The organism is Roseicyclus salinarum (genome assembly GCF_029624655.1).
GTDB classification, from domain to species: domain Bacteria; phylum Pseudomonadota; class Alphaproteobacteria; order Rhodobacterales; family Rhodobacteraceae; genus Roseibacterium; species Roseibacterium salinarum.
Map to the genome: position 1 here is coordinate 55,859 of NZ_JARRSA010000010.1, position 26,152 is coordinate 82,010.

24 protein-coding genes are annotated in these 26,152 nt (G+C 69.4%); 14 read left to right on the forward strand and 10 right to left on the reverse strand.

Translation table 11 applies throughout. The features are described from left to right. Positions 1 to 72: 72 nt before the first annotated feature. Together P6F26_RS08840 and P6F26_RS08845 are read right to left on the reverse strand one after the other, a co-directional pair. Entirely contained in the window at positions 73 to 1,311 is a 1,239-nt protein-coding gene (locus P6F26_RS08840) for an aspartate kinase (protein ID WP_278028313.1), read from the reverse strand. Positions 1,312 to 1,490: 179 nt separating this feature from the next. Continuing rightward, positions 1,491 to 2,132, reverse strand: a complete 642-nt coding sequence (locus P6F26_RS08845) for an SDR family oxidoreductase (protein WP_278028314.1) — start codon at positions 2,130 to 2,132, stop codon at positions 1,491 to 1,493. Positions 2,133 to 2,247: 115 nt separating this feature from the next. On the opposite strand from P6F26_RS08845, the gene P6F26_RS08850 reads away from it, so the two are divergent. Next, positions 2,248 to 3,219 (forward strand): threonine dehydratase, encoded by a 972-nt coding sequence (locus tag P6F26_RS08850; protein WP_278028315.1) that lies wholly within the window; start codon positions 2,248 to 2,250, stop codon positions 3,217 to 3,219. A gap of 3 nt (positions 3,220 to 3,222) precedes the next feature. Here P6F26_RS08850 and P6F26_RS08855 read toward each other — a convergent pair whose 3' ends face one another. From P6F26_RS08855 to glmU, 4 genes are read right to left on the reverse strand one after another with little or no spacing between them, the layout of a single operon-like run. Further along, the gene (locus P6F26_RS08855; RefSeq protein WP_278028316.1) at positions 3,223 to 3,906 is read right to left on the reverse strand and encodes a DNA alkylation repair protein; all 684 of its coding nucleotides are present in this window, start codon (positions 3,904 to 3,906) and stop codon (positions 3,223 to 3,225) included. Next, on the reverse strand, positions 3,903 to 4,499 hold the full coding sequence (locus tag P6F26_RS08860) for a GNAT family N-acetyltransferase (RefSeq protein WP_278028317.1): 597 nt from the start codon (positions 4,497 to 4,499) through the stop codon (positions 3,903 to 3,905). Before P6F26_RS08860 ends, P6F26_RS08855 begins: the two co-directional genes overlap by 4 nt. Further along, the gene (gene glmS / locus P6F26_RS08865; protein WP_278028318.1) at positions 4,496 to 6,304 is read right to left on the reverse strand and encodes a glutamine--fructose-6-phosphate transaminase (isomerizing); all 1,809 of its coding nucleotides are present in this window, start codon (positions 6,302 to 6,304) and stop codon (positions 4,496 to 4,498) included. Before glmS ends, P6F26_RS08860 begins: the two co-directional genes overlap by 4 nt. A 3-nt stretch (positions 6,305 to 6,307) precedes the next feature. Then, positions 6,308 to 7,675, reverse strand: coding sequence for a bifunctional UDP-N-acetylglucosamine diphosphorylase/glucosamine-1-phosphate N-acetyltransferase GlmU (gene glmU, locus P6F26_RS08870; RefSeq protein WP_278028319.1), 1,368 nt, complete (start codon positions 7,673 to 7,675; stop codon positions 6,308 to 6,310). 136 nt (positions 7,676 to 7,811) lie between these two features. Between glmU and P6F26_RS08875 the strand changes: the two genes are divergently transcribed. Together P6F26_RS08875 and P6F26_RS08880 are read left to right on the forward strand one after the other, a co-directional pair. Then, positions 7,812 to 8,480 (forward strand): HAD-IA family hydrolase, encoded by a 669-nt coding sequence (locus tag P6F26_RS08875; RefSeq protein WP_278028320.1) that lies wholly within the window; start codon positions 7,812 to 7,814, stop codon positions 8,478 to 8,480. 43 nt (positions 8,481 to 8,523) lie between these two features. After that, the gene (locus P6F26_RS08880) at positions 8,524 to 9,732 is read left to right on the forward strand and encodes a DegT/DnrJ/EryC1/StrS family aminotransferase (RefSeq protein ID WP_278028321.1); all 1,209 of its coding nucleotides are present in this window, start codon (positions 8,524 to 8,526) and stop codon (positions 9,730 to 9,732) included. Positions 9,733 to 9,744: 12 nt separating this feature from the next. Here the strand turns inward: P6F26_RS08880 and pyrG are convergent, their stop codons facing one another. Together pyrG and secG are read right to left on the reverse strand one after the other, a co-directional pair. Continuing rightward, positions 9,745 to 11,388, reverse strand: coding sequence for a CTP synthase (gene pyrG, locus P6F26_RS08885; RefSeq protein WP_278028322.1), 1,644 nt, complete (start codon positions 11,386 to 11,388; stop codon positions 9,745 to 9,747). Between the two features lie 208 nt (positions 11,389 to 11,596). Then, on the reverse strand, positions 11,597 to 11,965 hold the full coding sequence (gene secG / locus P6F26_RS08890; protein WP_278028323.1) for a preprotein translocase subunit SecG: 369 nt from the start codon (positions 11,963 to 11,965) through the stop codon (positions 11,597 to 11,599). 364 nt (positions 11,966 to 12,329) lie between these two features. On the opposite strand from secG, the gene P6F26_RS08895 reads away from it, so the two are divergent. Together P6F26_RS08895 and P6F26_RS08900 are read left to right on the forward strand one after the other, a co-directional pair. After that, positions 12,330 to 13,622, forward strand: a complete 1,293-nt coding sequence (locus P6F26_RS08895; RefSeq protein ID WP_278028324.1) for an adenylosuccinate synthase — start codon at positions 12,330 to 12,332, stop codon at positions 13,620 to 13,622. 41 nt (positions 13,623 to 13,663) lie between these two features. Further along, a complete protein-coding gene (locus P6F26_RS08900) occupies positions 13,664 to 13,927 on the forward strand; it encodes a DUF2842 domain-containing protein (RefSeq protein WP_278028325.1) in 264 nt (87 codons plus the stop codon). Between the two features lie 27 nt (positions 13,928 to 13,954). On the opposite strand, the gene P6F26_RS08905 is transcribed toward P6F26_RS08900, so the two are convergent. After that, complete coding sequence (locus P6F26_RS08905; protein WP_278028326.1) at positions 13,955 to 16,798, reverse strand: hypothetical protein; 2,844 nt, start codon at positions 16,796 to 16,798, stop codon at positions 13,955 to 13,957. Positions 16,799 to 16,929: 131 nt separating this feature from the next. On the opposite strand from P6F26_RS08905, the gene P6F26_RS08910 reads away from it, so the two are divergent. From P6F26_RS08910 to P6F26_RS08940, 7 genes are all read left to right on the forward strand, one after another. Further along, a complete protein-coding gene (locus tag P6F26_RS08910) occupies positions 16,930 to 17,637 on the forward strand; it encodes a thiamine diphosphokinase (protein WP_347403036.1) in 708 nt (235 codons plus the stop codon). Between the two features lie 96 nt (positions 17,638 to 17,733). Then, positions 17,734 to 18,522: a ribose-5-phosphate isomerase RpiA gene (gene rpiA, locus P6F26_RS08915; RefSeq protein ID WP_278028327.1), complete on the forward strand. Its 789-nt coding sequence runs from the start codon at positions 17,734 to 17,736 to the stop codon at positions 18,520 to 18,522. Between the two features lie 41 nt (positions 18,523 to 18,563). Further along, positions 18,564 to 20,012 carry an FAD-dependent oxidoreductase gene (locus P6F26_RS08920; RefSeq protein WP_278028328.1) on the forward strand — a complete coding sequence of 483 codons (1,449 nt, stop codon included), beginning with the start codon at positions 18,564 to 18,566 and terminating at the stop codon, positions 20,010 to 20,012. 162 nt (positions 20,013 to 20,174) lie between these two features. Next, positions 20,175 to 21,356 (forward strand): FtsH protease activity modulator HflK, encoded by a 1,182-nt coding sequence (gene hflK, locus P6F26_RS08925; RefSeq protein WP_278028329.1) that lies wholly within the window; start codon positions 20,175 to 20,177, stop codon positions 21,354 to 21,356. Further along, positions 21,356 to 22,249 (forward strand): protease modulator HflC, encoded by an 894-nt coding sequence (gene hflC, locus P6F26_RS08930; RefSeq protein WP_278028330.1) that lies wholly within the window; start codon positions 21,356 to 21,358, stop codon positions 22,247 to 22,249. The genes hflK and hflC overlap by 1 nt, the downstream gene beginning before the upstream one ends. Positions 22,250 to 22,306: 57 nt before the next feature. Beyond that, a complete protein-coding gene (locus P6F26_RS08935) occupies positions 22,307 to 22,510 on the forward strand; it encodes a DUF2065 domain-containing protein (RefSeq protein ID WP_278028331.1) in 204 nt (67 codons plus the stop codon). Between the two features lie 286 nt (positions 22,511 to 22,796). Next, positions 22,797 to 24,269, forward strand: a complete 1,473-nt coding sequence (locus P6F26_RS08940; protein WP_430736733.1) for a DegQ family serine endoprotease — start codon at positions 22,797 to 22,799, stop codon at positions 24,267 to 24,269. 88 nt (positions 24,270 to 24,357) lie between these two features. Here the strand turns inward: P6F26_RS08940 and P6F26_RS08945 are convergent, their stop codons facing one another. Then, the gene (locus P6F26_RS08945; protein ID WP_278028332.1) at positions 24,358 to 24,738 is read right to left on the reverse strand and encodes an OB-fold nucleic acid binding domain-containing protein; all 381 of its coding nucleotides are present in this window, start codon (positions 24,736 to 24,738) and stop codon (positions 24,358 to 24,360) included. Between the two features lie 162 nt (positions 24,739 to 24,900). Between P6F26_RS08945 and P6F26_RS08950 the strand changes: the two genes are divergently transcribed. Then, positions 24,901 to 25,224: a 2Fe-2S iron-sulfur cluster-binding protein gene (locus P6F26_RS08950; RefSeq protein WP_278028333.1), complete on the forward strand. Its 324-nt coding sequence runs from the start codon at positions 24,901 to 24,903 to the stop codon at positions 25,222 to 25,224. A 71-nt stretch (positions 25,225 to 25,295) separates the two neighbouring features. Then, entirely contained in the window at positions 25,296 to 26,078 is a 783-nt protein-coding gene (locus P6F26_RS08955; RefSeq protein WP_347403037.1) for an FG-GAP repeat domain-containing protein, read from the forward strand. Positions 26,079 to 26,152 lie beyond the last annotated feature (74 nt).

Consider the following 26,152-nt stretch of genomic DNA (forward strand, 5'->3'; position numbering starts at 1 on the left):
GATGGTCCCGGGGCCTTGGCGCGTGAAGGCCCGGATCGCGCAACGCCACCTTGCGCGCCGCGCATGGCCGCGTCAGGCGGCCCGGTCCAGCCCGAACGCGTCGTGGAGCGCCTGCACCGCCAGTTCCATGTATTTCCGGTCGATCAGCACGCTCACCTTGATCTCGGAGGTGGTGATCACCTTGATGTTGATCCCCTCGTCCCGCAGGGTCTGGAACATCCGCGCCGCGACGCCGGCGTGGCTGCGCATCCCGATGCCCACGATCGAGACCTTGGCCACGTCCGTGTCGGCGACCACGCCGGCAAAGTCGATCTCGCCCTTCTCCCGCGCCTCGGCCAGCGCGGCCTGGGCGCGCTTCACCTCGGCGATCGGGCAGGAGAAGGTCATGTCGGTCATGCCCCCGTCCGAAATGTTCTGCACGATCATGTCCACGTTCACGCCCGCCTCCGCGAGCGGTCCGAAGATCGCCGCCGCGATGCCCGGGCGGTCCTCCACGTCCGTCAGCGTCAGCTTCGCCTCGTCGCGCGAATAGGCCACACCGGCCACGGCATTGCTTTCCACGATATCCTCCTCGGGGCAGACCAGCGTGCCTGCCTCCTCGCCTGGTTCCTCGAAGCTCGACAGCACGCGAAGCTTCACGTTGTAGCGCATGGCAAGCTCGACGGATCGCGTCTGCAAGACCTTGGCCCCGAGGGATGCCAGCTCCAGCATTTCCTCGAAGGCGATCCGGTCGAGCTTGCGCGCCTTGGACGTTATGCGCGGATCGGTCGTGTAGACGCCGTCCACATCGGTGTAGATGTCGCAGCGCTCCGCGCCGAAGGCCGCGGCGAAGGCCACCGCCGTCGTGTCCGATCCCCCGCGCCCGAGCGTCGTGATCCGCCCCTCGGGGCTAACGCCCTGGAAGCCCGCCACGACGGCGACGCGCATCCCCTCGGCGAACTTCGCCAAGATGTTCTCGGGCGGGATCTCCTCGATCCGGGCCGAGGCGTGGGCAGACGTGGTCTTCAGCGGGACCTGCCAGCCCTGCCAGCTCCGAGCGGGCACGTCCATTTCCTGGAGCGTCAGCGCCATCAGGCCTGCCGTCACGTTCTCGCCCGAGGACACGACGGCGTCGTATTCCCGCGCGTCGAACAGCGGCGAGGTCTCCTCGACCCACCCGACCAGCTCGTTCGTCCGGCCCGCCATCGCCGAGACGATGACGATCACGTCGTAGCCGTTGGCCACCTCGCGGCCCACGCGCTTGGCGGCCCGCCTGATCCGGTCGAGCGTGGCGACGGAGGTGCCGCCGAATTTCATCACGAGTATGGGCATCCGCCCCGTCCCCCGCATCCCGGCCACTTCAGGGCCCCGCTTGTCGATCGCCGCGCGTCTTACGGCCCGGCGCACGATGCCGCAAGGGCCACGCGCGTCACGGCCGGATAAGGGCCCGCTCCTTCATCTTTCTCCAAATACGCGTCTCCCGCGCGCCACAGGCCCCCGGGCCGCGCGTTTCAGTACGGGTGCTCCCGCCCGTCCCAGGTCAGGAAGGCCCCCGTCGTCTCGAGCGACAACGCGTCGAAGCGCGCCACGAGCCCCGCCACGCTTTCCTCCAGCGCGATGTCCGCGTCCGAGCCGCCCATGTCCGTCCGCACCCAGCCGGGATGGTAGATGCCGACGGCGATCCCGCGCGGGGCAAGGTCCCGCGCGAGGTTGCGTCCCAGGTTGGTCGCCGCCGCCTTCGACGCACGGTAGATGTAGCTCCCGCCGTTGGCGCGCATGTTGGATCCCATCTGGCTCGACACGATGGCGATGCGCGGCGCGGCGGCCCGCGCGAGGTGCGGCACCAGGGCCTGCACCGTCAGGAAGACGCCCGTGACGTTGACCGCGAACGTCTCGGCCCACATCTCGGGCGCGAACCCGTCCGCCAGGCGCTCGCCCTTGTCGGCATAGACGCCCGCGTTGCAGATCAGAAGCTCGACGGCCCTGTCGCCCAGCCCGTCGGCAAGCGCCGCGACCGAGGCCGGGTCCGTGACGTCCAGCGTCACGTCGCCCCCCGACCGCGCCGCCGCGATCACCGCCTCGCCGCGTGCGCGATACGCCTCGGCAAGCCCGGCTCCGATCCCGCGGTTCGCGCCCGTGATCACGATTGTCATGGAAGGCTTCCCCGGTGTCGTGGTGGCATGTTGCGCAATGGCTAGGCGGTCGCGGCGAGGCTTGCAACCTCCCGCCGCCCGCGCGAGGCTCGGTCCAGCCATCACGGAGCGCGCGATGCACTTCACGAAAGACGACCTCGAGGCCGCCCACCGCCTCGTCACGGCCGCAATGCCGCCGACCCCTCAGCACGCCTGGCCTCTCCTTGCCGGGCGCACCGGCGCGCAGGTCTTCGTCAAGCACGAGAACCATACGCCCACGGGCTCGTTCAAGGTGCGCGGCGCGCTGACCTTCATCGACTGGCTGACACGCACGCACCCGGAGGCGCGCGGCATCTGCACGGCGACCCGGGGAAATCACGGCCAGGGACAGGCCTGGGCCGCGACATCCGCGGGGCTCGCCGCGAAAGTCTACGTCCCGCGCGGCAACTCCACCGAGAAGAACGCGGCGATGCGCGCCTTCGGCGCCGAGCTGATCGAGTTCGGCGAGGATTTCGACACCGCCCGCGAGGAGGCCTACCGCGTGGCCGCCGAGGAGAACCTGTTCATCGTCCCGCCCTTCCACCAGGAGCTGGTGCGCGGCGTCGCGACCTATGGCTACGAGCTGTTCTCGGCCGTGCCCGACCTCGACGCCGTCTACGTTCCGATCGGCTGCGGCTCGGGCATCTGCGGCACGATCCTTGCCCGCGACGCGCTCGGCGCGAAGGCCGAGATCGTCGGCGTCGTCTCGGAACATGCGCCGACCGCTAAGCTTTCGGCCGAGGCGGGGCGGCTCATCGAGACCGACAGCGCGCGCACCTTCGCCGACGGAATGGCGGTCCGCGTGCCGATGGCCGAGGCCCTCGAGATCTACGGAAGGAAGGCCGCCCGCATCCTCGCCGTGTCTGATGCCGAGGTCGCCGAGGCGATCCGCATCTACCACACCGACACCCACAACCTCGCGGAGGGCGCGGGCGCGGCGCCGCTGGCCGCGCTCCTGCAGGAACGCGAGCGGATGCGGGGCAGGAAGGTCGCCGTCATACTGTGTGGCGGAAACATCGACCGGGAGTGGCTCGTGACCGTCCTGCAGGGCGGGGTGCCGCAGGTCTGACGCCTAGGCGGGGAGATGCCGCGCCGCCTCCTTGCGGGCCCAGGGCTTCATGCGTGCGCCATGCGCCTCGAGGAAGGCGCGGGCGCGCGCCTCGTCCTTCCTCGACAGATCGCGCACCCACCACGCGACGGCCTTCTGCACGAAGCGGTCCGGGTCATCGGCGAGCGACGCGCACCAGCCCAGCACGCGGTCCCGCGCGGCCTCCTCGTCGGGCCGGGGATGGCGCGACTTCGTGAAGGGCAGGGCGAAGACGAGGGCCGCGCGCCGCGTCCACATGTGGTCCGACGTCGTCCGGCCCTCGATCTCGTCCAGCCGCGCCGGCCGCGCGGCCACGCGCTTCTGGCCCGCCTGCGCGACGGCATCCGCGATGGCCCAGCTGTCGAAGTCCGGCACGAAGCCCGTCAGGCAGTCCCAGGCCGGGCCGTCGTCGGGGCGGATGCGCGCCTGCACAAACAGCTTCCCCGCCGCGATGCGCGCCTCGAAGATGTCGGTTTCCCAAAGGCCCCGGGCCAGCGCCACGCGCTCGGGAAGTCCGAGCGCGCGGCGCCACTCCGTCGCAAGGTCGGTCACGGCGGTGTTGGAAAGCCCCAGATAGACCCGGTCGGCCTTGTGGTAGGCCCGCATCCCGGCGGCGCGGTCAGGGTCGGCCTGCGCGCGAAGGGCCGCCAGTGCCTCGTCCAGGGTCATCGCGGCCGCGCGATCTGCCAGTCCAGATGCGCGCGCACCGCCGGCCATTCGGGCGCGGTGATCGAATAGACCGCAGTATCCCTGATCGTTCCGTTCGGCAGCCGCATGTGCGCGCGCAGGATGCCGTCGAACTGCGCGCCCAGCCGCTCGATCGCGCGCCGCGACTGAAGGTTCAGCCGGTGCGTCCTGAATTCCACGGCGGTGCAGCCCCAGACGTCGAAGGCATGGCCCAGCATCAGCCGCTTGGCCTCGGTGTTCAGCGGCCCGCGCTGCGCCGAGGGTGCGATCCAGGTCGAGCCGATCTCGACCCTCGGGGTGGCGTGGTCGATGTTCATGAAGGTCGTCATGCCGACCGGCCGGCCGCCCGCGTCGCAGGTCGCGAAGGGGATCATCGATCCGACCGCGCGCAGCCGAAGCCGCCTGTCGATCTCGGCGGCCATGCCCTCGCGGGACGGCACGCTGGTGTACCAAAGCTCCGACAGCCGCCCCTCGGCGCTCGCCTCCGACAGCGCTGGCGCATGGGCGGGGTCGAGCGGGACGAGGCGCACATGGCGCCCCGAAAGGGTCAGGTCGGGCGGCCCGAGGCGGCTCATTCCACCGTCACGGATTTCGCCAGGTTGCGCGGCTGGTCCACGTCAGTGCCCTTGTGCAGGGCCGTGTGATAGGCGATCAGCTGCGCCGGCACGGCATAGAGCATCGGGGCGAAGATCGGGTCCACGCTCGGCATCACGAGCGTCTCCCACGCGTCGGCGCCCGCCGCACCGATCCCGTCCGCGTCGCTCACCAGCCACACGCGCCCGTCCCGTGCGAGAACCTCCTGCATGTTCGACACCGTCTTGTCGAACAGCCCGTCGCGCGGGGCGAGGACGATCACCGGCACGGTCTTGTCGATCAGCGCGATGGGCCCGTGCTTGAGTTCGCCGCTGGCATAGCCCTCGGCGTGGATGTAGCTGATTTCCTTCAGTTTCAGCGCGCCCTCCAGCGCCATCGGATACATCGGGCCACGACCGAGGAACAGGACGGTCTGCGCCTCGGCGATGCGGCCGGTCTGCGTCTTGATGCGGTCCTCGAGCGCGAGCGCCTGGTTGATCAGCGCCGGCAGCGAGCGCAGTGTGGCGACCAGCTCCGCCTCCCGCTCGGCGGTGAGGTGCCCGCGCTGGCGGCCCGCCAGGATGGCGAGGTTCGCAAGCGCGCCGAGCTGGTTCATGAAGGCCTTGGTCGAGGCCACGCCGATCTCGACGCCGGCCATGATCGGCAGCGCGACGTCGCTGTCGCGCGCGATCGAGCTTTCGGCCACGTTCACCAGCGACATCACCGTCCGCGCCTTGCCGCGCACGTAGCGGAGCGCCGCGAGCGTGTCCGCCGTCTCGCCGGACTGGCTGACGAAAAGCGCGGTGGAACGGTCCGATACCGGCGGCTCGCGGTAGCGGAATTCGGATGCGATATCGACGTCGCAGGGCAGGCCCGCAAGCTGCTCGAACCAGTATTTCGCGACGAGACAGGCGTAGTGGGCGGTGCCGCAGGCCACCATCACCAGCCTGTCTGTCTGGCTGAAATCGACGTTCTCCTGGATCTCCACGCGGTCGCCGGGCGCGTAGTAGGACAGGCATTCCGACAGGACGGTCGGCTGCTCGAAGATCTCCTTGGCCATGAAATGCTTGTGTCCGGCCTTGTCGACCATGGCCGCCTGCGCGCGGATCGCGCGCGCCTCGCGGTTGGCGAGCTTGCCGTCGGCGTCGCGGATCTCGGCGCCGTCCCGGGTGACGAAGGCGTAGTCGCCCTCCTCGAGGTAGGTGATCGTATCGGTCAGCGGGGCGAGCGCGATGGCGTCCGAGCCCACGAACATCTCGCCGTCGCCATGCCCAATGGCGAGCGGCGAGCCCTTGCGCGCCGCAACGATCAGATCCTCCTCGCCCTCGAACAGGAAGGCCAGCGCGAAGGCGCCCTCGAGGTGCTTCAGCGTCTCGGCGGCCGCGGCCCGCGGAGACATCCCGGCGGCGATGAAGCTTTCGCACAGATGCGCGACCGTCTCGGTGTCGGTGTCGCTTTCGAAGCTGCGATCGCCGAGGCGGGCCTGAAGCGCCCGGTAGTTCTCGATGATGCCGTTATGGACGACGACGACGCTGCCCGCGCGGTGCGGATGGGCGTTCTTCACCGTCGGGCCGCCATGCGTCGCCCACCGCGTATGGCCGATCCCGACCCGTCCGGGCAGGGGATCGTAGACCAGAAGGTCGGACAGGTTGTGCAGCTTGCCGACCGCCCGGCGGCGGTCCAGCGCGCCGTTCTGCACCGTGGCGATGCCCGCGCTGTCGTAGCCGCGGTATTCCAGCCGTTTCAGCGCCTCCAGCAGGACCGGCGCGACCTCGTGGCTGGACAGGATTCCGACGATACCGCACATGGCTCAACCCTTCTTTTTACTTGCCTTGATCGCCCGGAGGCGGTCCATCAGCCGAATGGCGAAGCCCGGCTTGTTCACCTGTTTCGCGCGCGCCAGCGCCAGCGCGCCGTCGGGCACGTCCTGCGTGATCACCGACCCCGAGGCGGTCATCGCCCGGTCGCCCACGGTCACGGGCGCGACCAGCATCGTGTCCGAGCCGATGAAGGCGTTGCGGCCCACCACGGTGCGATGCTTCATCACGCCGTCGTAGTTGCAGGTGACGGTGCCCGCGCCCACGTTCGCGCCATCGCCGATCTTGGCGTCGCCGATGTAGCTGAGATGGTTGACCTTTGCGCCGTCGCCGATGGTGGCGGACTTCACCTCGACGAAGTTCCCGATCCGCGCGTCGTTGCCGATCTCGGCGTCGGGGCGCAGCCGGGCGTAGGGGCCGACCACCGCCCCCGCCGAGACGTGGCAGCCCTCGAGGTGCGAGAACGCGCGGATGCGCGCGCCGCTTTCGACGGTGACGCCGGGCCCGAAGACGACATGCGGCTCGACGATCGCGTCGCGGCCGACGATCGTGTCGGCGGCGAAGATCACGCTGTCGGGCCATGTCAGGGTCACGCCGCATTCCATCATCCCGGCGCGCATCGCCGCCTGAAGCCGCGCCTCGGCCTGCGCCAGCTCGGCGCGCGAGTTGATGCCGAGCGTCTCGGCCTCGGGACAGAGGATTGCGGTCGCCGAAAGCCCCTCGGCCACGGCCAGTTCCGCAAGATCGGTCAGGTAGTATTCGCCGGCCGCGTTGTGCGGCTCGATCCGCGCGAGAAGGTCCATCAGGACGCGCGCATCCGCGGCCAGAAGCCCCGAGTTGCAGCGCGTGATCGCGAGTTCGGCGGGCGTCGCGTCCTTCGCCTCGACGATGCGCAGAAGGCGCTCGCCCTCCATCACGAGGCGCCCGTAGCGGCCCGGATCGTCGGCCTCGAACCCCAGCACCACGACATCGTGCGCATCCCGTGCGGCGCGCATCCGCGACAGGGTCTCGGCGGTGACGAAGGGCGTATCGGCATAAAGGACGACGGCGTCGCCTTCGAAGCCCGCAAGCGCGGGGGCGGCCTGAAGCACCGCGTGCCCGGTGCCCAGCTGCTCGGTCTGGCGCACGCAGACGGCCTCGGGGGCGGTGTGCGCCACCATGGCCTCGACCGCATCGGCGCCGTGGCCCGTGACCACGACGGTGCGCGACGGCTCCAGCGCGAGGCCAGCGTTCAGGGCGTGTGCGAGGATCGGCAGGCCACCCAGCTCGTGCAGCGGCTTGGGAAGCTCGGAGTTCATTCGCGTGCCGGCACCCGCGGCCAGCACCACGAGGGCGGCGGGGCGGTCGGACGTGTCTGCCATGAAAGCTGCTTTCCCTCGTTTTCCAAGCGTCCTAACAAGGGGCCGGATGGCAGGCAATAAGCCCGCCGGTAACTTTGCCCGACAGGGTGTTTCAGAAATGCGCGAAAGGCCGCCTATGGCGGTCCGGCGAGGGACCATGCGGCGAACGGTGATCTTCGATCTCGACGGGACCCTGGCGGACACGGCGGGCGACCTCATCGCCTCGGCAAACGCCGCCCTCGGGGCGCTGGGCCATGCGCCGCAGCTGCTCGCGGGCCGGGACGACGCCACCGCCTTCCGGGGCGGGCGCGCGATGCTGGCGCTCGCCGCGCGTCGGCTGGCGCTGGCGGACGCCGAGGCGCTGGTCGAGCGCGGCTACCCGCTCCTGCTCGAGGCGTATGGCGCGGCGCTGAACGTCCACACCCGCCTCTATCCCGGCGCGGCCGAGGCGGTCGCCCGTCTGCGCGAGGCGGGCGTGGCGACGGGCATCTGCACCAACAAGCCCGAGGGCCTTGCGATCCGCCTTGTCGAGGCGCTGGGCCTCGCGCCGCTGTTCGACGCGCTCGTGGGCGCGGACACGCTGCCCGTGCGCAAGCCCGACCCCGCACCCTACCTCGCGGCGGTGGAGCGGGCGGGGGGCGTGCCAGAACGCTCGTTCCTCGTGGGCGATACCGAGACCGACCGCAACACCGCGCGCGCGGCCGGCGTTCCTTGCGCGCTCGTCACATTCGGGCCCGACGGCGAGGGCGTCCGCCAGTTCGGCGCCGAGGCCCTTCTCGGGCATTTCGACGAACTCGAAGCCCTTGTGGCCCGCCTTCTGCCCTGAGACGGGCTTGACCGCGCCGGTGCGCCTGCGGATTGTGCGGAGCATGGAAGAACCGGTCTTCAAAGGCAGCTTCACCCAGCAGGAGCCGATCCCGGACGCCGCCATCGAGGCGGCGGTCGCGGTCATGCGCTCGGGGCGGCTTCACCGCTACAACCTCGCGCCGGACGAAGCGGGCGAGACCGCGCTTCTGGAGGAGGAATTCGCGGCCTTGACGGGCGCGCGCTATTGCCTCGCCGTCGCCTCGGGCGGTTACGCGATGTCCTGCGCGTTGCGGGCGATGGGCGTCGGCCACGGCGACCGTGTTCTGTCAAACGGCTTCACGCTCGCCCCGGTGCCCGGCGCCATCGCGAGCGTCGGCGCCGAGCCCGTGTTCGTCGAGACGACCGGGGCGCTGACCATCGACATCGACGACCTCGCGGGCAAGGCGGCGGCGAGCGGGGCGAAGGTGCTCCTGCTCAGCCACATGCGTGGCCACATCTGCGACATGGATCGTCTCATGGAGCTGTGCACGAGGCTCGGCGTCGAGGTCGTTGAGGATTGCGCCCACACGATGGGCGCGACGTGGAACGGCGTGCCCTCCGGGCGGCACGGGCGGGTCGGGTGCTACTCGACCCAGACCTACAAGCACATCAATTCGGGCGAGGGCGGGCTGCTTGTCTCGGACGATGCGGAGCTGATGGCGAGAGCGATCATATTGTCGGGAAGCTACATGCTTTATGCCCGACATCGCGCCCGACCCCCTGTGGATACGTTCGAAAAGGTAAAGCTTGAAACGCCCAACGTATCTGGCCGGATGGACCATCTGAGGGCCGCGATCCTGCGCGTGCAGCTGCAAGGCCTGTCGGATCGGGTGGCGCGCTGGAACGCGCTTTATGCCACGGTCGAGGAGGGACTTCGCAACACGCCCGGCCTGCGCGTGATCGAGCGCGACCCCCGTGAGGGCATCGTCGGCTCTTCGATCCAGTTCCTTCTGCCCGGCTTCACCGAGGGCCGGATACGCGACATCCTTGCGGCCTGCGCCGCGCGCGGGGTCGAACTGAAGTGGTTCGGCGCGGCGGAGCCGGTGGCCTTCACCTCGCGCTACGACAGCTGGCGCTACGCCCCGCCGCAAAGGCTGCCGCGCACCGACGAGATCCTCGCGGGACTGATCGACATGCGCCTTCCGCTGACGTTCACGGTCGAGGACGCGGGCCTGATCGCCACGATCATCCGCGACGAGGTGCAGGCCTCGTTCCGCCACGCGGCCGAGTGACGCCCGCGCCGGTCAGACCAGACGCGAGTTTTCCTTGGCCGCGCGCACGAAGTCGCGGAACAGGGGATGAGGCTCGAAGGGTTTGGACTTCAGTTCGGGGTGGAACTGCACGCCGATGAACCAGGGGTGATCCTTCACCTCGACGATCTCGGGAAGGCGGCCGTCGGGCGACATCCCCGAGAAGACGAGGCCTTTATCCTCCAGCGCGTCGCGATACTTGATATCGACCTCGTAACGGTGGCGGTGGCGTTCCTCGATGGCGGTCGTCCCATAGACCTCGGCGACGCGCGAGCCCTCCGTCAGAACGGCGTCATAGGCGCCGAGGCGCATTGTCCCGCCCTTGTCGTCATCGGCCTTGCGCGTGACCTTGTAATTGCCCTGAACCCATTCCTTCAGGTGGTAGACCACTGGCGTGAAACGCTTTTTTCCGGCCTCGTGGTCGAATTCCTCGGATCCCGCGTCGCCCAGTTCCGCAAGGTTCCGCGCCGTCTCGATGACCGCCATCTGCATCCCGAGACAGATCCCGAGATAGGGCACCTTGCGCGTGCGCGCGAATTCAGCGGCCTTGATCTTGCCCTCGGTGCCGCGCTCGCCGAAGCCACCGGGCACGAGGATCGCGTCGAATTCCTCGAGATAGGGCGCGGGGTCCTCGCGCTCGAAGATCTCGGCGTCGATCCATTCCGAGATCACCTTGACGCGGTTGGCCATGCCGCCATGGGTCAGCGCCTCGGCGATCGACTTGTAGGCGTCCTCGAGCTGCGTGTACTTGCCGACGATGGCCACGCGCACCTCGCCCTCGGGGTTGTTGATACGGTCGGCCACGTCTTCCCACCGCGAAAGGTCGGGCCGGGGCGCGGGGCTGATCTGGAAGGCGTCGAGCACCGCCTGGTCCAGCCCCTCGCGGTGATAGGCAAGCGGCGCCTCGTAGATCGAGGCCAGGTCCTGCGCGGCGATCACGGCATCGGGCCGCACGTTGCAGAACAGAGCGAGCTTCTCGCGCTCCTTGGCGGGGATCACGCCTTCGGACCGGCAGACGAGGATGTCGGGCGCCAGTCCGATCGAGCGAAGTTCCTTGACCGAATGCTGCGTGGGCTTGGTCTTCAGCTCGCCCGAGGCCTTGATGTAGGGCAGGAGCGTGAGGTGCATGAACAGGCATTGGCCGCGCGGTTTTTCCTGCGCGAATTGCCGGATCGCCTCGAAGAAGGGCAGGCCCTCGATGTCGCCGACGGTGCCGCCGATCTCGCAGAGCATGAAATCGACCTCGTCCTCGCCGATGCGGATGAAGTCCTTGATTTCGTTGGTGACGTGCGGAATGACCTGGATCGTCTTTCCCAAATAGTCGCCGCGCCGCTCCTTCTCGAGCACGTTGGAGTAGATGCGCCCGGAACTGACGGAATCGGTCTTGCGCGCCGCGACGCCGGTGAAGCGTTCGTAATGGCCGAGGTCGAGGTCGGTCTCCGCGCCGTCGTCGGTCACGAAGACCTCGCCGTGCTCGAAGGGCGACATCGTGCCGGGATCGACGTTCAGGTAGGGATCGAGCTTGCGGAGGCGCACCGTATAGCCGCGCGCCTGCAGAAGGGCGCCAAGCGCCGCCGACGCCAGACCCTTGCCCAGAGAGGAAACCACCCCGCCGGTGATGAAGATGAAACGCGCCATGTCTTGTCTGGTCTCCCCGTGTCAGGCCGGTAGCAACTGTCTTCGGCCCGATTCAAGACCTTGTCCGAAATCGTCGACCACGGGATTTGAGAATATCAGGATTCGGACGAAGTCCGCAAGCCATCCCGCTACATGCTGTAAGGTAAACCCGGGCAAGCCCCAGATGTGTGATCTGTCGTGGCAGGGCCGCGACCTTGCAGGCCGTCGTCTAGTCCGCGCGGGGCGGCAGCACCGGGGCGTCGCTCGACGCGGGGGGCAGCAGGTCGCTTGCCGGGGGGAGGGCCGGCCCGTCGCCGCCATCCGTCGCGGGCAGGCTGTCGGCGCCGATCCGGTCCAGAACCGACTCGCCCGCCGAATTCTGCGCCGCGATGATCGTCAGGGTCACCGAGGTTGCGAGAAACGCGATCGCGAAGGCCCATGTCAGCTTGCCGAGCGCCGTGGCGGCCTGTCGGCCGGTCATCACGCCGCCGCCGCCGCCGCCCATTCCCAGCCCGCCGCCTTCGGAACGCTGCAATAGCACGACCCCGATGAGGCAGATCGCGAGGATCAGGTGGACGACGAGGATGACGTTTTCCATCTGCGGGTCCCTGTTCAGGTGCCGTGCGGTTCGCGGCTACTTATGAGATGCGACAGGCCGCCGCAAGGCCGGATCGCTCAACCATAAGGCGAAATGCGGGATACCTTTCAAGCATTTCCTCACGGCTGGCCGCAAAACGTAGGCCGCGCGGCATCCCATGGCATACACGGCTTCGTGACCCTCGGCGCGCCGGGCCGGTCAGTGCCGAATCACATCCGGGTCTTCCGGGCCGCTCCTTCACCGCCGGCAGGCGCCGCTGCGCGACGTCCCCGGGGCCGCGACGGACGCGGTTTCCCACGATTTCGGTTTCGCCCGCATTTGCCCTTGGATATACCCGCCTCGGTTTCAGACAGGAGACGGGTCAGTGGCGAACGTGGCGGTGATCGGCGCGCAGTGGGGCGACGAGGGCAAGGGCAAGATCGTCGATTGGCTCAGCGAGCGGGCGGACGTGATCTGCCGCTTCCAGGGCGGCCACAACGCGGGCCATACGCTGGTCATCGACGGCGAGGTCTACAAGCTGCACGCGCTGCCCTCGGGCGTGGTGCGTGGCGGCAAGCTGTCGGTCATCGGAAACGGAGTGGTGCTCGACCCGTGGCACCTCGTGCAGGAGATCGAGACGATCCGCGCGCAGGGTGTCGACATCACCCCCGAGACGCTGATGATCGCCGAGAACACGCCCCTCATCCTGCCTTTTCACGGCGAGCTGGATCGCGCCCGCGAGGGCCAGAACAGCGTCGCCAAGATCGGCACGACCGGCCGCGGGATCGGCCCGGCCTACGAGGACAAGGTGGGCCGTCGCGTCATCCGCGTGGCCGACCTCGGCGACGACGCCACGCTGATGCTGCGGGTGGACCGCGCGCTGGTGCATCACAACGCGCTGCGGGCGGGGCTCGGGCTCGAGCCCGTGGACCGCGACGGCCTGATCGCGCAGCTCAAGGAGATCGCGCCGAAGATCCTTCCCTACGCGGCGCCGGTCTGGAAGGTGTTGAACGAACGCCGCCGCGCGGGGCACCGCATTCTCTTCGAAGGGGCGCAGGGCGCGCTTCTGGACATCGATTTCGGCACGTATCCCTACGTCACCTCGTCGAACGTGATCGCGGGGCAGGCGGCGACGGGTGTAGGCATCGGTCCCGGCGCGGTCGACTACGTTCTTGGCATTGTGAAGGCCTACACGACCCGCGTGGGCGAGGGGCCCTTCCCGACCGAACTGCACGACGGGGATGGCCAGCGCCTCGGCGAGCGGGGGCACGAGTTCGGCACCACCACGGGCCGCAAGCGGCGCTGCGGCTGGTTCGACGCGGCCCTCGTGCGCCAGACCTGCGTGACATCAGGCGTCAACGGCATCGCGCTGACGAAGCTCGACGTGCTCGACGGGTTCGAGACGCTGAAGATCTGCGTCGGCTACGACCTGGACGGAACCATGCTGGACTACCTGCCCACGGCCGCCGACCAGCAGGCGCGCTGCGTGCCCGTCTACGAGGAGATGCCGGGCTGGACGGAGTCGACCGAAGGTGCGCGCAGCTGGGCCGACCTTCCGGCGGCGGCGATCAAGTATGTCCGCCGCATCGAGGAATTGATCGCGTGCCCCGTCGCGCTACTGTCCACCTCGCCCGAGCGGGAGGACACGATCCTCGTGACCGATCCGTTCTCGGACTGACGGCGTCGCTTGCGCGGCGGAATGCAGGAGGGAAACGCGTCATGGAGCTGAGCTACAAGACACGCCGCAGGCTGTCGCTTCTCGTGCTCGTGGTGGGCCTTCCGGCCTACATCGCCCTCGCCTGGTACATCGTCAGCCTGTTCGAGCGGCCCTCGCTCCTGGTCGAGCTTGGCGTCTACGTCGTGCTCGGCATCCTCTGGGCGTTTCCACTGAAGGCCGTCTTCAAGGGGGTCGGGCAGGCGGACCCTGACGCCGCAGACACGCAGACACCCGCCCTTTCGCGGCGGGAGGGCGACGGGTCCTGACGCGGCGAGCCCCCGACGGGCGCGGCCTCAGCTGTCCTGGTGCGCCTCGCTGCGGCGCACGAGCCGGTAGCGCCCGTTCGGGCTTTCGGAGAGGATGCCTTTTTCGGACAGACCCGTGATCGCGGCCATCGCGGCGTCGCGGCCGATGCTGTCGTCGGTCGCCATCCGCACGAGGCGGATCAGCTGAACGCGCTTGAACTCGGTCTTGCCGAGGTCCTGCGTGATGTAGTCCGCGCCCATCTCGACCACTTCCTCGATCTCTGTCGCGTCGCTTTTCTCCAGCAGGGTGGCGAAGCGCATCACGAATTCCGGCAAGTCGCCCTCGCCCGTCGCGGTGCCGAGCGTGTCCTTGCGGGCTTCGGACCGACCGGCGGCGTCATTGTCCGCGGGCGTGGTCCGCGGGGCCTCGGCGAAGTCCTCGGCCGGGCGGGTCTGCGTCTGTTCCGGGGCGGGGGTTCCCGCCTCCGCCGGGCGGTCCGCCTTGTCGTCAGAGCCGCGCACCATGAACCCCGCGCGCTTGGCCAGAAGGGCCAGGGAGCGCACGATCTTCTTGGGCGGCGCGGCGGGCACGAAGGCGGTTGGGGATTGCGCGAACTTGCCCTCCGCCGAGGCGACGCGGCGATCTTCCTCGTGGACGAACTCCTCGGTCAGCGTCTCGTCGTCGGCGCCCGCGTTGACGCGGCGCGGCCGGACCGTAGCCATCTCGGCGGGCGTTTCCTCCTCGCGGTCGATCCGCTGCTCGGACACCAGAACGAGCGGGGCGGGGCGTGCGTCGCGGCGGCGGCTCACATCGACGCGCACGCGCGTCGGGCGCATCACGCGGGCGAGGTCGGCGCGGTATTCCGCGGTGGCATCGACAGGCTCTTCGCTGTCGCGGACGCCAGCCTCCACGAGGCGGCGCTCGGCGACGCGGGCGGCGACGGCGGCCTTGAGGTGCTGGATGTTGGCGCGGCGGCGGCTGGTCTCGACATTGGCGAGCTTGGTGTCGGTCGCGTCGAACAGGCGGTCCATGTCGCCTGCGAGGGCGGGACCGGTCGTCATCCCGAGCTTCGAGGCCTTCCGGCCCGGTTCGGCGTCGCCGGTCTTGTGCCCGGACTCGGCTGGGGCTCCGGGCGCTTCGGCCTCGGTCTCTTGGTCTTCGGGCGCTTCGGCTTCGGTCTCCGGCGCTTCGGCGTCGGCCTCGGTCTCCTGGTCTTCGGGCGCTTCGGCTTCGGTCTCCGGCGCTTCGGCGTCAGCCTCGGCCTCGGTCTTGGGCAGGTCGGTGCCTTCGGCCTCGCGCGCAATCTCGTCGAGTTCCGCCTGAAGCGCCGCTTCCTCGTCATCGGGCAGCCTTGCCGCGACCTCGCTTTCGATCGCGGACAGATCGGCCTTCAGCGCTTCCTCTTCCTCGTCGGACAGCCGGCCGAACCAGTCCTCGTCGTCATCCTCGTCCGAGCGCGTTTCGTCCTCATCCTCGTCCGAGGTCCCCTCGGGCGTCTCGGACGCGGACGTATCGGCGCGTGCCTCGGCATCCTCGGCGGGCGCAACTCCGTCCTCTTCAGGCTCGGCGTCCGGCTGCAAGGCGGCCTCGTCGTCGTAGCCCTTGTCCGTGAACGCCTCGTCCCCGAGCTGCGCCTCGGCCCTCGCGGCCTCGCGAATGCGCGCAAGACGGAAGGCGACGGAATCGGCGTCGCCGTCGTCGATCGTGTCCAGAAGCAGCTCCGGCGTATCCTCGTGCCACGCCGGGCCGGCTTCGGCGAAGAACGCCTCGATGCTGTCCTCGCCGGTCGGCGCACCGCGATCCGCGTCCTCGTCGTCCGACAGCGCGGCATCCGAAAGCGCAACGGCGGCTTCGCGGCCGCCTTCCTCGTGATCGGCGTCCTCGACTTCGACCTCTTCGCGTTCGCCGTCTTCGTGAAGGCCGACGTCGCGGGCTTCGTCGTCGGCTTCGCGATACTCGGTTTCGTCCTCGTCGTCTTCGCTGTTGGCCGCGGCAAGGGCGGCGGCGACGGCGCCAAGGGCGCGGACGCCATCCTCGTCCTCTTCCGCGGGCTCCTCGGCTTCGTCAGGGATGACCGTTTCCGCGGCGATGCCCGTCTCGACCATCTCGACCGTTTCGACCGTCTCGGTCAGGGCGGGAGTGATTTCCTCTGCGGCCTCGAGCGCCTCGCTCGCGTCGGCGGTTTCGGCCTCGTCCATTGCCGCCGGCCCGACTTCCGCGAGGTCGATCTGCTCCGTGGCAGGCTCCTCGTGCTCGGAGATGTCCTGCGAGGGTTCCGCGGGGGCGGGCGCGCCGCCGATCCGGAAGATCTCGGCCGAGGGCGCGGGTTCCTCCCACGCCTCTTCCGGCTCGGGATAGGGCGCGGGTTCGATTTCCTCTTCGGCGGTCTCTTCGGCAGCCTCGGCGCGGTCATCGGCCGGCGCAGGGATGGCCGCCTCAGGCTCCTCTGGGGCGGCCGCTTCGGGCTCGGCGGTTTGCGGTTCCGCAGGCTCGGCGGGCTCTTCCTCCTCCACCGGCTCCTGCGCCGTGGAGGGTGCGCTTTCGCGCTGTCTCGGGAAGGGGGTGGTGTCGGCGGTCTGGCGCAGGGTGTCGCGGCGGGGCGCGGCCTGTTGCGTCTCGCCCGTGTCGGCCATCTCGCCCTGCGGACGCAGGAGAAGGCCATGTTCCATGATGCGCGCCTCGACGCGGCGCTGGATCGCGGCCTCGGTGATGCGGTGAAGCATGTCGGTGTCGGGTGTCGGCGGCTCCGCCCCGAAGAAACGGTCCTCGGCCGCGAGATCGCGGAAGTATTCCGCGATCGCCTTCATCGCGTTGAAGGGATCCTCGAAGCCCTCCAGCGTGCACGAGAAGGTCCCGTAGGACACCGTAAGGATCTTGTTCGCGTCACCCATGTCGATCTTCACTCTGCCTTCATTGGTCTCGCTCGGCCGACTGCCGGACGGTATCACTTCGCCGTTGCGTGCTCCAAACTGATTCCAGAAGAACGCGACGGGAATAGGGCCAATACATGGAGATTGTTTTCTTGAACGGCCAGAAAATGCCACCGGAAAGACCTGTCGTCGACGGATCGGAGCCGGTGACGCTGCTTGGTGGAGGGGCGCTCGGGCCGGGGGATCTGGCCGAGGCGATGGCGCTCGCGCCGCGTCTCGTGGCCGCCGACAGCGGGGCTGACGCGGCCCTCGCGGCGGGCTTGCGCCCGGACGCGGTGATCGGCGATCTCGACTCGATCTCGCCCGCCGCGCGCCGGACGCTTCCCGAGGACCTTCTGCACGAGGTCGCCGAACAGGACAGCACGGATTTCGACAAGGCGCTGCGTCACGTCGCGGTGCCGCTCACGCTTGCGGTCGGGTTCACCGGCGCGCGCCTCGATCATCAGCTTGCCGTCCTTCACACCCTCGTCGCGCGGCCGGCGCACAGATGCATCGTCCTCGGCGAGCGCGACATCATGTTCAACGCGCCCCGGCGCATCCGGTTGCAGCTGGAGGAAGGCACGCGCGTCTCGCTGTTTCCGCTCGCGCGCGTCACGGGGCGGTCGCGCGGGCTGCGCTGGCCGATCGACGGGCTGGAGTTCCACCCCGCCCGCCGGATCGGCACCTCCAACGAGGCGACGGGCGCCGACGTCGAGATCGAGGCCGACGCGCCGGGCCTCCTGACGATCCTGCCGCGCGCCGCGCTGGCCATGGCGGTCGCGGCGCTTCTCGATCCGCGCACGGAGGGCTGGAGCGTTTAACCCTCGCGCCCGGACGCCGCCTTCGTTAAGAACGGGCGCGTATCGAGACGAAAGTCACCACCGCTCTCGGACAACGAACTGTATACGGAGCAAGCGATGCCGGCCGACCTGTCCCCGATCGACAAGGCGAAATACGTCGCCGCCCGCCGCGCCGTCGACTATGTCGAGGACGGAATGCGCGTGGGCCTCGGCACCGGATCGACTGCGGCCTGGATGGTGCGCTGCCTGGGCGAGATGGTGCGCGAGGAGGGCCTGATGGTCACCTGCGTCGCGACCTCGACGCGCACGGCCGAGCTGGCGCGCAAGGTCGGCCTCGTGGTCAAGACCCTCGACGACGTTCGCTGGCTGGACCTGACGATCGACGGCACGGACGAGTTCGACCCCGACCTCAACCTCATCAAGGGCGGAGGCGGCGCGCTTCTGCACGAGAAGATCGTGGCCACGGCGTCGGACCAGATGATCGTGATCGCCGATCTGTCCAAGCAGGTGGACCGCCTGGGCGCCTTCCCGCTTCCGGTCGAGGTCGTGCCCTTCGGGATGCAGACCACCAAGGCGCTGATCGAGGAGATGCTGTCGAACGTCGAGGTCATGGGCCGTTCGGCCGACTTCCGCATGAACGGTGACGATCTGTTCCGCACCGACGAGGGCAACCTGATCCTCGATCTGCACCTTCGGCGCATCACCAACCCCGCGCAGCTCAGCCTCGTGCTCAACCAGATCCCGGGCGTGGTGGAGAACGGGCTGTTCCTCGACGTCTGCGACGTGGCGGTCATCGGCAATGCCGACGGCACGGTCGAGATCCGCGACATCAACGCGGGCACCGTCTCGCACGAGCGCATCGACCTCGTGGAGGGGGACAACCTCTTCGTCGACATCGTCGACTGAGACGTGCGGGCGGGAACGGCAGGCAGGAACGGGGTGACGGCATGGCTTTCGACTACGACCTTTTCGTGATCGGCGGCGGATCGGGCGGCGTGCGCGCGGCCCGCGTCGCGGCGGCGGGGGGCGCGAAGGTCGCCCTGGCGGAGGAAAGCCGGATGGGCGGCACCTGCGTGATCCGCGGCTGCGTTCCCAAGAAGATCATGGTTTTCGCCAGCGCCTACCGCGAAGGCTTCGCCGACGCGCGCGCCTACGGCTGGGACGTGGAGGACGGATCGTTCGACTGGCCACGCTTCCGCTCGCACCTTCATGCCGAGCTCGACCGCCTCGAAGGGGTCTACCGCAAGCTGCTTTCGGGCTCGGGCGTGACCACCTTCGACCAGCGCGCCGCGCTCGACGATCCGCACACCGTGCGGCTGGCGGACGGCTCGACCCACACGGCGAAGCACATCCTTATCGCCACCGGCGGCCGCCCCGAGCGGCCGGGCCTGAGGAATGACCATCTTGGCATGGTGTCCGACGACATCTTCAACCTCGAGGATCTGCCCAAGCGCCTTCTGATCGTGGGCGGCGGCTACATCGCCTGCGAATTCGCCTGCATCCTGAACGGGCTGGGCGTGGAGGTGACGCAGTTCTACCGCGGCGCGCAGATCCTGCGCGGCTTCGACGGCGAGGCGCGCGGACTGATCTCGGAGATGATGGAGGAGAAGGGCGTCAACCTGCACGTCGGCACCAACATCGTCGACATGGCCCCCGCCGGGTCCGATGTCGCGCTGTCGGCGGCCGATCCGGGGGCCGACGCCGCGATGGGCGCCCCCGCCGAGGTGCGCGCCGAGAGAGCCGAGGCCTCGGGCGGTCCGGTCTGGGTGAAGGCTTCGAACGGGCACGAGCAGGTCTTCGACGCCGTCCTCTTCGCCACCGGCCGCAGGCCCAACAGCGACGGCATGGGCCTTGCCGAGGCGGGGATCGAGATCGGACGCCGGGGACAGGTCGTGGTCGACGAGTATTCCCAGACCTCGGTGCCCTCGGTCTACGCCATCGGCGACGTGACGAACCGCGTGAACCTGACGCCCGTGGCGATCCGCGAGGGCATGGCCTTCGTCGAGACGGTGTTCAACGGCAACCCCACGCCGGTGGATCACGACCTGATCCCCTCGGCCGTGTTCACGCAGCCCGAATTCGGCACCGTGGGCCTGAGCGAGGAAGAGGCGCGCGAACGCGAGCCGGTGGAGATATACTGCACGTCGTTCCGGCCCATGCAGTCGGCTTTCGCGCGACGGCCCGACAGGGTTCTGATGAAGCTGGTGGTCTCGAAGGAGACGCAGAAGGTGCTCGGGTGCCATATCGTGGCCCCGCAGGCCGGCGAGATGATCCAGATGGCTGGCATCGCCGTGAAGATGGGCGCGACGAAACAGGATTTCGACCGGACGGTCGCCGTTCATCCGACCATGTCGGAGGAGCTGGTGACGATGAGGTCTCCGGTCCGGACCGCATGAGGCCGGTCGGCGACGCCGGCCTTACGGGGCCCGGATCCCGCCCGGCAGCGTCAAATCTGCGCAGGGGCGGGTGCAATCGGCACGCCTTGCCCCATATACACCTTCGAGGCTTGTCGAATACACATGACCGAGACCTGTGATAAGTGAGGGGAACGACGATACATGGCTGGCAATAGTGGCGGACCCTGGGGCGGCGGTGGCGGCTCCGGGGGCGGAAACCGCGGAAACAATGGCTCCAACGGGAAGGGCGGTCCTGGCGGCCCCCGGCGTCCCGGCGGGGACCAGCAGATCCCGGAGATCGACGAGATCGTCCGCAAGGGCCAGGAACAGCTGCGCGTCCTGATGGGCGGCCGCGGCGGGCGCGGCGGCGGCGGCGGAGGCGGCGGGGACGGCTTCAAGTTCACCCGCGGCACCTTCGGGATCGCGGCGCTGCTCGTCTTTGCGCTGTGGGCCTTCCAGTCCTTCTACACCGTGCGGCCCGAAGAGCAGTCGGTCGAGCTTTTCCTCGGCGACTTCTCGTCGATCGGGGGGCCGGGCCTGAACTTCGCGCCATGGCCGGTCGTGACGGCGGAAGTCGTGAACGTGACCTCGGAGCGGACTGAATCGATCGGCGCGGCGCGCTCGGGCGGCTCGGATACCGGCCTGATGCTCACCACCGACGAGAACATCGTGGACATCGATTTCGAAGTGGTCTGGAACATCTCCGACCCGGCGGAATTCCTGTTCAACCTGCGCGACCCCGAGGCGACGATCCGCGCCGTCTCCGAAGCCGCGATGCGCGAAGTGATCTCGGCCAGCCAGCTGGCGCCGATCCTCAACCGCGACCGCGGCGTGATCGCGGACCGGGTGCAGACGCTCATCCAGCAGACGCTCGACAGCTACGACTCGGGCGTGAACATCGTTCGCCTCAACCTCGACCGCGCCGACCCGCCGGCCGAAGTGATCGACGCCTTCCGCGACGTTCAGGCAGCCGAGCAGGAGCGTGACCGGCTCGAGCGGCAGGCGGACGCCTACGCCAACCGCGTGCTTGCAGGCGCCCGAGGCGAGGCAGCCCAGCTTCTGGAAGAGGCCGAAGGTTACAGGGCGCAGGTCGTGAACGAGGCTCAGGGTGAAGCCAGCCGCTTCCTCGCCGTTCTCGGCGAATACGAACAGGCGCCCGATGTTACACGCCGGCGTCTCTATCTCGAAACCCTCGAACGGGTGCTCGGCGACGTGGATCTCGTGATCCTCGACGGGCAGCAGGGCTCGGGCGGATCGGGCGTCGTGCCCTATCTGCCGCTCGACCAGCTGCGCCGCGGCAACGGCGCGACCGGCACCACGACGACGACGGGGAGCAGCAACTGATGAAACGCATTACCTTCCTGATCCCGGTGCTCGTTCTCGCGATCGCCGTCCTTCTCAGCTCGGTCTTCGTGGTCGACGAACGTCAGCGCGCGCTCGTGCTGCAGTTCGGTCAGATCCGCCAGGTGATCGAGGAGCCGGGCCTGAACTTCAAGATCCCGTTCATCCAGGACGTGGTCTACTACGACGACCGGATCCTGTCGCTCGATACGGCGGCCATCGAGGTGACGCCTTCCGACGACCGCCGGCTGGTCGTGGACGCCTTCGCACGCTACCGGATCTCGGACGTGGTCCAGTTCCGGCAGGCCGTCGGCGCGGGCGGGATGCGGGCCGGCGAGGCGCGCCTTGAGGGCATCATCAACCCGCAGATCCGCGAGGTCCTCGGCTCCGAGGGCGTGACGTCCAACACCATCCTCTCCGAGGAGCGCGCGGCGCTGATGGACCAGATCACCGAGCAGGCGCAGGTGCGCGCCGCCGATCTCGGTCTCGAGGTGCTCGACGTGAGGCTGAAGCAGACCAACCTGCCGGCGCAGAACCTCGAGGCGACCTTCGCCCGGATGCGCGCCGAGCGCGAGCGGGAGGCCACGGACGAGATCGCCCGCGGCAACGAAGCCGCCCAGCGGGTCCGCGCGCAGGCCGACCGGACGGTGGTGGAGCTGGTGTCCGAGGCGCAGCGCGAGGCGGAGATCACCCGAGGCGAGGCCGACGCGCAGCGGAACCGCATCTTCGCCGAAGCCTTCAGCCAGGACGCCGAGTTCTTCGAGTTCTACCGCTCGATGACGGCCTACGAGCGTGCCCTGCGGCGCGACAACTCGACGATGGTGATCTCGCCCGACAGCGAGTTCTTCGAGTACCTCGGCGGGTCCGGCTCGGGCTCGGCCGCGACAGGCAACTGAACCTAACGGGCCGGGACGCTGCGACGCCCCGGCCCCCTTTCTGCCCCGGTGTGGTGAATGACGATCGGCTTCGCCCTTCTGCTCGGCTTCGGAATGGTCCTCGTGATCGAGGGGATCACCTTCGCCCTCCTGCCCGGACGGCTGGAGGACCTGCTGCGCCTTCTCGCTGGAATTCCGCCGGGGACGCGCCGCGCGATCGGCCTGTCCGCCGTCGTGCTGGGCATCGTTCTCGTGGCGCTGGCGCTGCGCGGCGGCCTCTAGGCCTTCGGCGGATCCTTGCCGGCCCCTTCACGCCCGCAAGCCCTTTTCTGTCATGGCATCGGCGCCCGCGATCCCGCTTCGTCACGCGCATGTGACGCGCCGCGCGCAGCCGCAAACCGCGAAAAGGTTGATCCCGCGGCTGGCCGCGCAAATATGCTCTGCACGTGACCGGTGCGTTCCGCACCGCGCTTCATGCTCGACAGGAGGTGAGTTCGTGACATCCCAGATGACCAGAAGGCGGCAGTCCGCCGTGCGCGCCGAGGCCCGCGCCGGGGGTGCCGTCGCCATGGCGGCCCATGGTGATGCGGCCGCGATCGGCAGGTTCTACCGGCTCGCGACCGCGGCGATGATCGCGCTGCTGGTGGCGGTAGCGACCATGGTTTCGGCCACGCAGTCGCGCGCCCAAACCGCGCCGCCCTCCTTCGCCGACCTCGTCGACCAGGTCGGCGATTCCGTCGTGAACATCACCACCTCCGCGGTGGTCGCCGCGCGCCAGGGCCCAGGTCCCGACGTGCCGCCCGGCAGCCCGCTCGAGGATTTCTTCAACGATTTCATGGACCGCCAGCAAGGGCAGGAACGCGCGCCGCGCCGCAGCCAGGCGCTGGGCTCGGGTTTCGTGATCTCCGAGGACGGCTACATCGTCACGAACAACCACGTCATCGAGGGCGCGGACGAGATCCTGATCGAATTCCGCTCGGGCCGCGAGATCGAGGCCGAGATCATCGGGACCGACCCCAACACCGACATCGCCCTCCTGAAAATCGATGCGGACGAGGCGCTTCCCTTCGTGCCCTTCGGCGACAGCGAGGCGATGCGCGTGGGCGACTGGGTCATGGCCATGGGCAACCCGCTCGGCCAGGGCTTCTCGGTGTCCGTCGGCGTCGTCTCGGCGCGCGAGCGGGCGCTGTCGGGAACCTATGACGACTACATCCAGACCGACGCCGCGATCAACCGTGGCAACTCCGGCGGGCCGCTCTTCAACATGTCGGGCGAGGTCATCGGCGTTAACACCGCCATCCTGTCGCCTACCGGCGGCTCGATCGGCATCGGCTTCGCCATGTCCTCGACGGTCGTGACCAACGTGGTGGACCAGCTGCGCGAGTTCGGCGAGACGCGCCGCGGCTGGCTGGGCGTGCGCATCCAGGACGTCAACGACGAGATCGCCGAGGGCCTCGGCCTCGAGGAGGCGCGCGGCGCCCTCGTCACCGACGTGCCCGAGGGGCCTGCGCTAGATGCCGGAGTCGAGGTCGGTGACGTGATCCTCAGCTTCGGCGGCGAGGATATCGCAGACACCCGCGAGCTCGTCCGGATCGTGGGCGACTCGGGCGTTGGCGACACGGTGCGGATGCTGGTCTATCGCGACGGCGAGACGCAGACGCTTCTGGTGACGCTCGGACGCCGCGAGACCGCCGAAGGCGCCGGCGCGGCCACCCCGGGCGCCGAGCCGATGCCCGAGCCGAGCGGCGAGGTGCTCGGCCTCACGGTCACGCCGCTCACCGACGATCTGCGCGAGCAGCTCGGCGCGCAGGGCGTCGCGGGCGGCCTCGTCATCGAAGAGGTCGATCCGGCTTCGGACGCGGCGGGCAAGGGCCTTCAGGCGGGCGACATCGTCACCGAGGTCGCGCAACAGCCCGTCGGAAGCGTCGGGGATTTCCGCGACCGCGTCCAAAGCGCGGAGGAGGCGGGGCAGAAAAGCATCCTCCTCCTGATCCGCCGCGCCGGGAACCCGCGCTTCGTGGCGCTTGCCCTCGGCGAGTGAGGCGGCCCTTCGCGGCCCTCTAGACCGGCCCCCGGCGCAGCTTTGCGCCGGGGGCCGTCTTCTTGGCGCCAGCCGCGCCGCCCGCGGCTCAGGGGCCGTCCGCGGCGCGCGCCGGTTCATGCAGGCGCACGAGGTCGTCCAGCATGTCCGAAACATCCTCGATCCGCTCGGCCACGACATGGGCCACGCCCGCCTGCCGCTGCACGCGCCCCGTGACCCTCAGCATCCGCCCCGCGATCACGGCGCGGCGGAAGGTCTGGTAGACCTTCTGCCAGACCACCACGTTCGCCACGCCGAACTCGTCCTCCAGCGTGAGGAAGATGACGCCCTTCGCCGTGCCGGGCCTCTGGCGCACGAGCACGAGCCCCGCCACCGCCACGCGCGCCCCCTCGGGCGGCAGGTGGAGCAGGTGATGCGGAAGGCAGTCTGGCGGCCTCGGCCAGTCGGGCGCGCGGATATCGGGCTCCATGAGAACGAAGATAGAACATTCAGCCGCCAGCGCAAGCCTTCCATCGGCGCCCGGAATTCGGGCTGGAAAGCGCGGAGACCCCGTATTACCTACACCTCCGGACAGGCGGGCCGCAAAGCGACGGCCCCCGCAGGGCACGGCCTCGTACAGGAAAGGCAGGACATGGCGAAGATCACCTACATCGAGCACAACGGAACCGAACACGTGGTGGACGTGCCGACCGGCCTGACCGTCATGGAAGGCGCGCGCGACAACAACATCCCCGGTATCGAGGCCGATTGCGGCGGCGCTTGCGCCTGCTCGACCTGTCACGTCTACGTCCACCCCGACTGGGTCGGCAAGCTGCCGGACATCGATCCGATGGAAGAGGACATGCTGGAATTCGCCTACCAGCCCGATCCCGAACGCTCGCGCCTGACGTGCCAGCTCAAGGTCTCCGACGCGCTCGACGGTCTCGTCGTGCAGATGCCCGAGAAGCAGATCTGATCCTGCGGCGCCGCCTCGCGGCCCCGGCGCGGGTCATCCTCGCGCTCGGCCTCTGGCTCACGGCATCTGCGGTGGCGCCGGCGGCGGCACAGGGGACCGCGTCCGGCACCGCATCCGGCGCGGAGCCCGCCTGCGCAACCGCCCCCTGGGAGGCTGCGATTCCGGGCTCCCGCGCCACCACGGACCTCGCGCAGGGGCCCGTCGCCGCCTGGTACGAGGACCCGACCACGCGCTACGCGCACGGCGTCCTGGGCGACGCGATCGAGGCGGGCACCCTCGCGGTGCAGCTCGGCCCCTCGGAAGACTGCGCGACGGCGCGCCTGGTCCTGCCCGAGACCGAGGTCTTCGAGGACATCGCACCGCGCCTCTCCGACATCGACGGCGACGGCCGGGCCGAGATCATCGTGGTGCGAAGCCACCTGGACCGCGGCGCGCGCCTGGCCGTCTACGCCGCCGATGCGCGCGGTCTCCGCCTTCTCGCCGCCACGCCCGCCATCGGCCGCCCCAACCGCTGGCTCGCCCCGATCGGCGCGGCCGATCTCGACGGCGACGGCGCGGTCGAGATCGCCTATGTCGACCGCCCGCACCTCGCCATGATCCTGCGGGTCTGGCGCTACGACGCCGGCCGGCTGACCGAGGTGGCGGCAGCCTCGGGCCTCACCAATCACCGCATCGGCGAGGCCTTCCTCTCGGGCGGCCTGCGCGACTGCGGCCGCGGGCCCGAGATCGTCACCGCCGATGCAGGCTGGACCCGCCTCGTGGCGACGCGCCTGACCCGCGACGGCCTCGTCGCGCGCGACATCGGCCCATGGAGCGCGCGCGCCCTTCGCGCCGCGCTCTCCTGCGCAGGCTGAGCCCCGCACCTTCATCTTTCCCCAAATACGCCTGCCGGAGGCACGCGCCGGCGCGGGGGCTCGATGCCCCCGTG

What these genes read in the sequence shown, in the direction of transcription:
- P6F26_RS08840 (WP_278028313.1), bottom strand. Translation starts at nt 1,311, where the DNA reads ATGCCCATACTCGTGATGAAATTCGGCGGCACCTCCGTCGCCACGCTC.
- P6F26_RS08845 (WP_278028314.1), bottom strand. Translation starts at nt 2,132, where the DNA reads ATGACAATCGTGATCACGGGCGCGAACCGCGGGATCGGAGCCGGGCTT.
- P6F26_RS08850 (WP_278028315.1), top strand. Translation starts at nt 2,248, where the DNA reads ATGCACTTCACGAAAGACGACCTCGAGGCCGCCCACCGCCTCGTCACG.
- P6F26_RS08855 (WP_278028316.1), bottom strand. Translation starts at nt 3,906, where the DNA reads ATGACCCTGGACGAGGCACTGGCGGCCCTTCGCGCGCAGGCCGACCCT.
- P6F26_RS08860 (WP_278028317.1), bottom strand. Translation starts at nt 4,499, where the DNA reads ATGAGCCGCCTCGGGCCGCCCGACCTGACCCTTTCGGGGCGCCATGTG.
- glmS (WP_278028318.1), bottom strand. Translation starts at nt 6,304, where the DNA reads ATGTGCGGTATCGTCGGAATCCTGTCCAGCCACGAGGTCGCGCCGGTC.
- glmU (WP_278028319.1), bottom strand. Translation starts at nt 7,675, where the DNA reads ATGGCAGACACGTCCGACCGCCCCGCCGCCCTCGTGGTGCTGGCCGCG.
- P6F26_RS08875 (WP_278028320.1), top strand. Translation starts at nt 7,812, where the DNA reads ATGCGGCGAACGGTGATCTTCGATCTCGACGGGACCCTGGCGGACACG.
- P6F26_RS08880 (WP_278028321.1), top strand. Translation starts at nt 8,524, where the DNA reads ATGGAAGAACCGGTCTTCAAAGGCAGCTTCACCCAGCAGGAGCCGATC.
- pyrG (WP_278028322.1), bottom strand. Translation starts at nt 11,388, where the DNA reads ATGGCGCGTTTCATCTTCATCACCGGCGGGGTGGTTTCCTCTCTGGGC.
- secG (WP_278028323.1), bottom strand. Translation starts at nt 11,965, where the DNA reads ATGGAAAACGTCATCCTCGTCGTCCACCTGATCCTCGCGATCTGCCTC.
- P6F26_RS08900 (WP_278028325.1), top strand. Translation starts at nt 13,664, where the DNA reads ATGGAGCTGAGCTACAAGACACGCCGCAGGCTGTCGCTTCTCGTGCTC.
- P6F26_RS08905 (WP_278028326.1), bottom strand. Translation starts at nt 16,798, where the DNA reads ATGGGTGACGCGAACAAGATCCTTACGGTGTCCTACGGGACCTTCTCG.
- rpiA (WP_278028327.1), top strand. Translation starts at nt 17,734, where the DNA reads ATGCCGGCCGACCTGTCCCCGATCGACAAGGCGAAATACGTCGCCGCC.
- P6F26_RS08920 (WP_278028328.1), top strand. Translation starts at nt 18,564, where the DNA reads ATGGCTTTCGACTACGACCTTTTCGTGATCGGCGGCGGATCGGGCGGC.
- hflK (WP_278028329.1), top strand. Translation starts at nt 20,175, where the DNA reads ATGGCTGGCAATAGTGGCGGACCCTGGGGCGGCGGTGGCGGCTCCGGG.
- hflC (WP_278028330.1), top strand. Translation starts at nt 21,356, where the DNA reads ATGAAACGCATTACCTTCCTGATCCCGGTGCTCGTTCTCGCGATCGCC.
- P6F26_RS08935 (WP_278028331.1), top strand. Translation starts at nt 22,307, where the DNA reads ATGACGATCGGCTTCGCCCTTCTGCTCGGCTTCGGAATGGTCCTCGTG.
- P6F26_RS08940 (WP_430736733.1), top strand. Translation starts at nt 22,797, where the DNA reads ATGGCGGCCCATGGTGATGCGGCCGCGATCGGCAGGTTCTACCGGCTC.
- P6F26_RS08945 (WP_278028332.1), bottom strand. Translation starts at nt 24,738, where the DNA reads ATGGAGCCCGATATCCGCGCGCCCGACTGGCCGAGGCCGCCAGACTGC.
- P6F26_RS08950 (WP_278028333.1), top strand. Translation starts at nt 24,901, where the DNA reads ATGGCGAAGATCACCTACATCGAGCACAACGGAACCGAACACGTGGTG.